The organism is Phormidium pseudopriestleyi FRX01, from assembly GCF_017313335.1.
Lineage (GTDB): Bacteria > Cyanobacteriota > Cyanobacteriia > Cyanobacteriales > Laspinemataceae > Laspinema > Laspinema pseudopriestleyi.
Genome location: NZ_JAFLQW010000537.1, coordinates 1 through 5,570 on the forward strand (window position 1 = coordinate 1; position 5,570 = coordinate 5,570).

At 47.0% G+C, this 5,570-nt stretch carries 5 protein-coding genes; 4 read left to right on the plus strand and 1 reads right to left on the minus strand.

All coding sequences use genetic code 11. The annotated features are described in order from the left end of the window. The first annotated feature begins 27 nt into the window (after positions 1–27). The 4 genes from J0895_RS20385 to J0895_RS20400 all read left to right on the plus strand — a co-directional run bounded on the left by J0895_RS20385 (position 28) and on the right by J0895_RS20400 (position 3,309). Positions 28–1,131, plus strand: a complete 1,104-nt coding sequence (locus J0895_RS20385; RefSeq protein ID WP_207089831.1) for a dipeptide epimerase — start codon at positions 28–30, stop codon at positions 1,129–1,131. Then, positions 1,115–2,161 carry a DUF1611 domain-containing protein gene (locus tag J0895_RS20390; protein WP_207089832.1) on the plus strand — a complete coding sequence of 349 codons (1,047 nt, stop codon included), beginning with the start codon at positions 1,115–1,117 and terminating at the stop codon, positions 2,159–2,161. The genes J0895_RS20385 and J0895_RS20390 overlap by 17 nt, the downstream gene beginning before the upstream one ends. 96 nt (positions 2,162–2,257) lie before the next feature. Beyond that, the gene (locus J0895_RS20395) at positions 2,258–2,425 is read left to right on the plus strand and encodes a hypothetical protein (RefSeq protein WP_207089833.1); all 168 of its coding nucleotides are present in this window, start codon (positions 2,258–2,260) and stop codon (positions 2,423–2,425) included. A 488-nt stretch (positions 2,426–2,913) separates the two neighbouring features. Continuing rightward, a complete protein-coding gene (locus tag J0895_RS20400) occupies positions 2,914–3,309 on the plus strand; it encodes a hypothetical protein (protein ID WP_207089834.1) in 396 nt (131 codons plus the stop codon). 178 nt (positions 3,310–3,487) lie between these two features. Here the strand turns inward: J0895_RS20400 and J0895_RS20405 are convergent, their stop codons facing one another. Further along, positions 3,488–3,760 carry a hypothetical protein gene (locus tag J0895_RS20405; protein WP_207089835.1) on the minus strand — a complete coding sequence of 91 codons (273 nt, stop codon included), beginning with the start codon at positions 3,758–3,760 and terminating at the stop codon, positions 3,488–3,490. Between the last annotated feature and the right edge of the window lie 1,810 nt (positions 3,761–5,570).

A 5,570-nucleotide genomic window follows, 5' to 3' on the forward strand; every position in this document is an offset into this window, starting at 1 on the left:
AACGACTGAAGTCGTTACTACGAACTTATGAAAATTCAGATTGAAACTTTTACTGTTCATAAACGGTTTGCCCTGACGATTAGTCGGGGAACAACGGCTCAAAGTACGAATGTTTTAGTCAAAGTGGAAGCTGAAGAGATAACGGGATGGGGGGAAGCATCGCCGTTTTCTGCTGGGGGTACGCCTCAAACAACCCCGGAAATTGTGGCCGCATTACAGAATGTTGCCCCGCAACTGGAGAGGTTTTGTCCCCTCGATCGCCAGGAAATAGAAGCATTTTTGATGACTCTCACAAACGAGGCTCAATTCCCATCGGCGGCCCAAGCGGGTTTAGATACGGCGTTACAGGATTGGTTGGGGAAGAAAGTTGGACTCCCGTTATGGCAATTGTGGGGACTCGATCGCCATCGGATTGTCCCCACCTCCCTCACTATTGGCATCAGTAGTCCAGAGGCGGCCCGAACCCGGGTCCGGCATTGGTTTAATTTAGACTCAGATAGTCCCGAAACTGCGGCAGTTCCCTCAACCCAAGGTTGTGCGATTAAGGTGAAATTGGGCAGTCCTGCTGGAATTGCTGCCGATCGCGCCATGTTCTTGGCGGTCCAAGAGGAAGCCCCACCGGATTCAGCGTTTAGCATTGATGCCAATGGCGGATGGACCCTAGAGGATGCAGTCGCCATGAGTCACTGGTTGAGCTCTCGGGGGGTGAAATATTTAGAACAACCCCTCCCTGTGGCAGCACAAGAGGAATTACGTCACCTCTATCGGGAATCTCCTTTACCGATTTTCGTGGATGAAAGCTGCTTTACCCGGGCCGATATTATCCCCTTGGCCGATCGCGTTCATGGAATTAATATTAAACTAATGAAATGTGGGGGATTAACAGAAGCGATGCGGATGATTCACACCGCCAATGCCTGCGGATTGCAGGTGATGTTCGGGTGTTATTCCGATAGTGTGGTGGCGAATACTGCCCTGTCTCACCTCTCACCATTAGCGGATTATCTCGATTTAGATAGTCATCTGAATTTAATTGACGATCCGTTTACCGGGGCGATCGTCCAGGAAGGACGATTGCTGCCCAATAATCTACCGGGTTTAGGAGTACAACGTCGTGCGTATAACAGCTAATCATCGCGTCGCCATTCTGCAACATCAAGGCATTCTGGGCTCAATTGGTAAAACTGGGTTAACCTTGTTGAGATACAGCGAGGCCAATATTGTCGCCGTCATTGATGGCGAATCGGCGGGACAGTCGCTACCAGAACTCACAGGCATTGCCCGAGATGTGCCCATTGTTGCTTCGGTAGAGGCGGCCCTAGCTATGAATCCGGATGTTCTGGCGATCGGGATTGCACCGCCTGGGGGTGCGTTACCTCCGGAGTGGTTTGAGGAACTCCGTCGCGCCGTTTCTGCGGGATTATCGATTGTGAATGGGTTGCATACCCCTTTAAATCATCATCCGGAACTGCCGTTTCCGTTACGGGAGGGACAGTGGATTTGGGATGTCCGACAGGAACCCACGGGACTCAAAATCGGCAGTGCTCAGGCGCGGCAACTGACTTGTCCCCGGGTGTTGGCAGTGGGGACGGATATGGCGATCGGGAAAATGTCTACTTGTTTGGAAATTCATCGTCTCGCCAAACAGCGCGGGTTGCGATCGCAATTTGTGGCAACGGGTCAAGCGGGGTTGATGATTGCCGGTGCAGGAGTGGCCCTGGATGCGGTGCGGGTAGACTTTGCTGCGGGGGCGGTGGAACAAGCGGTGATGCAATGTGCAACAGATTGTGACTTGATTTTGGTGGAGGGACAGGGGTCTTTGTTTCATCCCGGTTCTACGGCGACTTTACCCTTGTTGCGCGGCAGTCAGCCAACTCACTTAGTTCTGGTGCATCGGGCGGGACAAACTCATATTAAAAACCATCCTCATGTGCCGATTCCCCCCTTGTCCGAGGCGATCGCCTTGTATGAAGGGGTGGCTAGTGCTGCGGGGGCTTTGACTCCCTCCCGGATGGTAGCAGTCGCCCTCAATTCTCGGGATTTAGATGAGGCGGCCTCCCGAGAGACGATTCAGCAAATTGAAGCGGAAACCGGACTCCCCTGCACGGATCCCGTCCGTTTCGGTCCAGAGAAATTGCTCGATGCCATTTTAGCCCCCTAGTTCCCGGGGAAAATATCCCCACCCTATTACCCTTCGGAAGATGGGTTTTAAATCTATCTAGAGAGGGATTCGGACTGTTTACCCTAGGGATAAACTATGGCAATACAACTCGGTGAGGCAGTTGACCCTCTGTACCCTAGTCAAGTTATCTTTAAATTACTCCCCGTGCGATCGGCTAAACTTTCCCCGTATCCCCTACAAAACCCTAGAGAAATCCACATAAATTATACCCCAATCCAGTTATCAAATCAAGAGTTGGCTTGAGTTATCAACTCCCTAATTTTAAAAACATGGGAGTGAATTTATCGGTAAATTATCCAATAAATTTAATCAGGTAAATTTTCGGGCGATCGGCTAAAAACTCAACTTCAGCCTAGGGGTATATCGAAAGGAAGAAATAAACCCAACCAGAGAAAGATATCTCCAGATTTGTTCGTGAGTTATATTTTGATTAACCCTTTGAACGCGCTTTCTTTTTTTATAAGTCTTTATCGCGTTTTCGTTTGGATGAAGTCCATCAAGGATTCTCTTAAATCCCCCTATCCCTAAGCATCGGGAGTCGGGGGAAGAATTTAATGGTGAGAGTGAATCCGACTGCTGTACCTCATTTCAGTGAAATTGGCTAGACTCTTTCGGCTCAGATCTGGAGAGTCTATATCTATATACCGGCTGGCTTTTAGAAAAATTTTTCTTAAAGGTTTGAAGACAGATATATTTGGCTAAACCATCCTAAACATACAGAGTTAAAAAAGATGAATCAGATTCCCACCTATCAGGACACCCCAACTCGCGTCACCCTATCTCGAGTAGGGAGTCTGGAGTTAAATGCTTCAGAACAGATTGACATTCCAGCCTATCAGTCTCCCATAAGGCCCGAGCAAAGCGTTTCTACCGGCGACCTGTTATTAGTACCGCTTTCCTTTGCCGCAGTGGTCTGGGTCGTGCTGTTTGTCATGCACTTTAATTTTTGGAAATCAGTTCGGAGTCGCCTCTCCAACTTACCTACAGTGAGTCAATTACCCTGCACAAATTGTAAATATTTTAAAAATAATCCTTACCTAAAATGTGCTGTGCAACCGGATAAAGTTTTGCGTACTGAAGCCACGGAATGTCCGGACTACTCCAGTAATGAAGAAGTGATGAATTAAGACGAGATACAGCAGCCAAATTTCGGAACCCTCGATAGGGAACCTCAATGATTTATGAACTCTGTCAAGGTGGTAAATCTAATAAAGAAAAATCGTTGTTTCATGTAGGGGTTTGGTCTCCAAACCCTCCCCCCCAATGTAGGGGTTTGGTCTCCAAACCCTCTTTCTCCTCTCTACTTTACCACCACTGACGATTTCCTTCATCATCGGTTCGGGCTTGTCGAATGACATCAGAAATTTCTTCTGCATCTTTGACATGATGAAGGGCTTCCTGATTGCCTTCTTCATCTTCTACGATAAAATAGGTCGGAACCTGAATATGGTCTCCTGTAATATCGGGAGAATCTACCGCCAGTTGTTTAGCTTTCTCTTCAATGGTTTGCTTTTCATCGGCAATGCGATCGCCGGGATTAGCTGTTCGTCTTTGGTCAATACTTTTGTAGTCGCTCATAAAACCTCTATGTTTTGTTGTTTCAACTTTTTTATTAATGTAAAAAAGAGTAGAAAATTTCCACAAGTTTTGGAAAAAATCTGGAAATACAGTGATAAAAATGTCCGGTTTCCTATGGATTTTTACTATCCCGGGGCAATCGATTCTCCCTTGCGGTTGGAATATTGCCTACCTAAAAAGGGTGTGGGATAGGGCCATCTCACTTGAAAGGGTTGGCATTCAACACTTTATTTGAATTGCTCAATTATTTAGATGATTAACATGGGATGCCTCATGAATTCTGCAACAGGATCGGAGTAACTTATGCTCTAATCCTATCTAATAGCAAGAGAATATTCATCTTTCTAAGGTTACATTTTATTTGCTTATTTTTTCTGTGATGTAACCGGCCATTTTAAAGGAGAAAACTGGGTGCTACATGAGATAGATAAAATATCTCACTCCTGAGATAGATAAACGCTCCACAAGCTCTCTCAGTGAGTAGATGCAATTTGGGATGAGACCTCGTGCAGAATAAGCCGCACTGATGCATCCAAACCGATAACCCGAGTCAGGGAACTCCGGATGATAAAATCGAACCTTCAATACCGTTTTAGAATAGACAGCGCCTTGTTTTTCCGGTCAAGCAAGGGAGGGTCTGTTTTGGGGGGACACCCACCCCAATTTGTAGCTAAGACCCAAAAAAAAACGCCAGGACCCACCATCCCGATCGCAATCCCACCCAACCCCCGATGGATGCTGATGGTGGTTGGGTGGCATGGTGAGTGAGCCTCTCAGGCTCCGCTTTCACTCAGCTATCAGGAGACATCAGACAAGCAAAATTGGTCGAGGAGCCTGGTGCCGGTGGAAAAAATTCCTACCGCTCTCTTCTGACAAAAACCCAATTCCAATGGCTCATCGCTAGTTTGCGGCAGCTCGGGAAACTTGAAGGATACAGCAAAATTTGCTAACACCAGGCATAGGGCTAGACTTAAGAAGGCTCGGCATTTTCTCAGCTCTTTATCGAGTTCATCTACCATGATTCTAGCTCCGCAACTCTTCTAATCCTTTAAAAAGACTCTAACTTGAACTATCGATGAATGAGCCGTTTTTAACCCCCAGGGGGCGGCATCATGGATCCAACGAAATCGGGGTTCAAAATTTTTCTATAAATTTGAACCTACAGAAAATATATCCTCAATCTCTCGCTACATCCTCTCCCTTTAGTATGAAGTATTATATACCCTTTTTTAGGGAAAGCACAGGCGTGACTCAATGAAAGAAACCCCCCTCGGGCAAGCCTTGATTTAGTACCTGTTCGGCGATCGCCCCTGGAGAGGACCCCCGACCCGACCTTCTTGGGATAGGGTCGAGTAGATTAAGGGATGGACCTAAAAAAATGGGCCCAAATTTTTTATCCACAGCCCCTTGACAAATCAATACACCAGAGAAACACGGTAGGGCTGGTAGCCTCGTGTCTTCAGACCGAGGTGGAAAGCCCACGCGAGCGGTTTTAACCGCCTATCGCATTTTTCCGCAAAACTCTACCCTTATAGAATATCATTGGGCAAAGGCAAGTTTTCTGGACAATGATATGCTACCCAAATTCGGTGAAAAACCGGCAACGGTGGCAGTCAAGCAGAAAACGTGTAAGTTGTTTAGAGCTGGAACGCTTGGATATATCAATGCCGGCTGTAATGGCGCTGCCAATATCCTTCGTAACCTAAACGTAAAGGGAAAGTTCAAATCTAATTTGAGCGGACTTATTAGAGGCACAATGAGCAGTGCCCATCAGACTTAGGCTTTGGTCTAAGGCTGTGCAAGAATCCCC

What these genes read in the sequence shown, in the direction of transcription:
- J0895_RS20385 (WP_207089831.1), top strand. Translation starts at nt 28, where the DNA reads ATGAAAATTCAGATTGAAACTTTTACTGTTCATAAACGGTTTGCCCTG.
- J0895_RS20395 (WP_207089833.1), top strand. Translation starts at nt 2,258, where the DNA reads ATGGCAATACAACTCGGTGAGGCAGTTGACCCTCTGTACCCTAGTCAA.
- J0895_RS20400 (WP_207089834.1), top strand. Translation starts at nt 2,914, where the DNA reads ATGAATCAGATTCCCACCTATCAGGACACCCCAACTCGCGTCACCCTA.
- J0895_RS20405 (WP_207089835.1), bottom strand. Translation starts at nt 3,760, where the DNA reads ATGAGCGACTACAAAAGTATTGACCAAAGACGAACAGCTAATCCCGGC.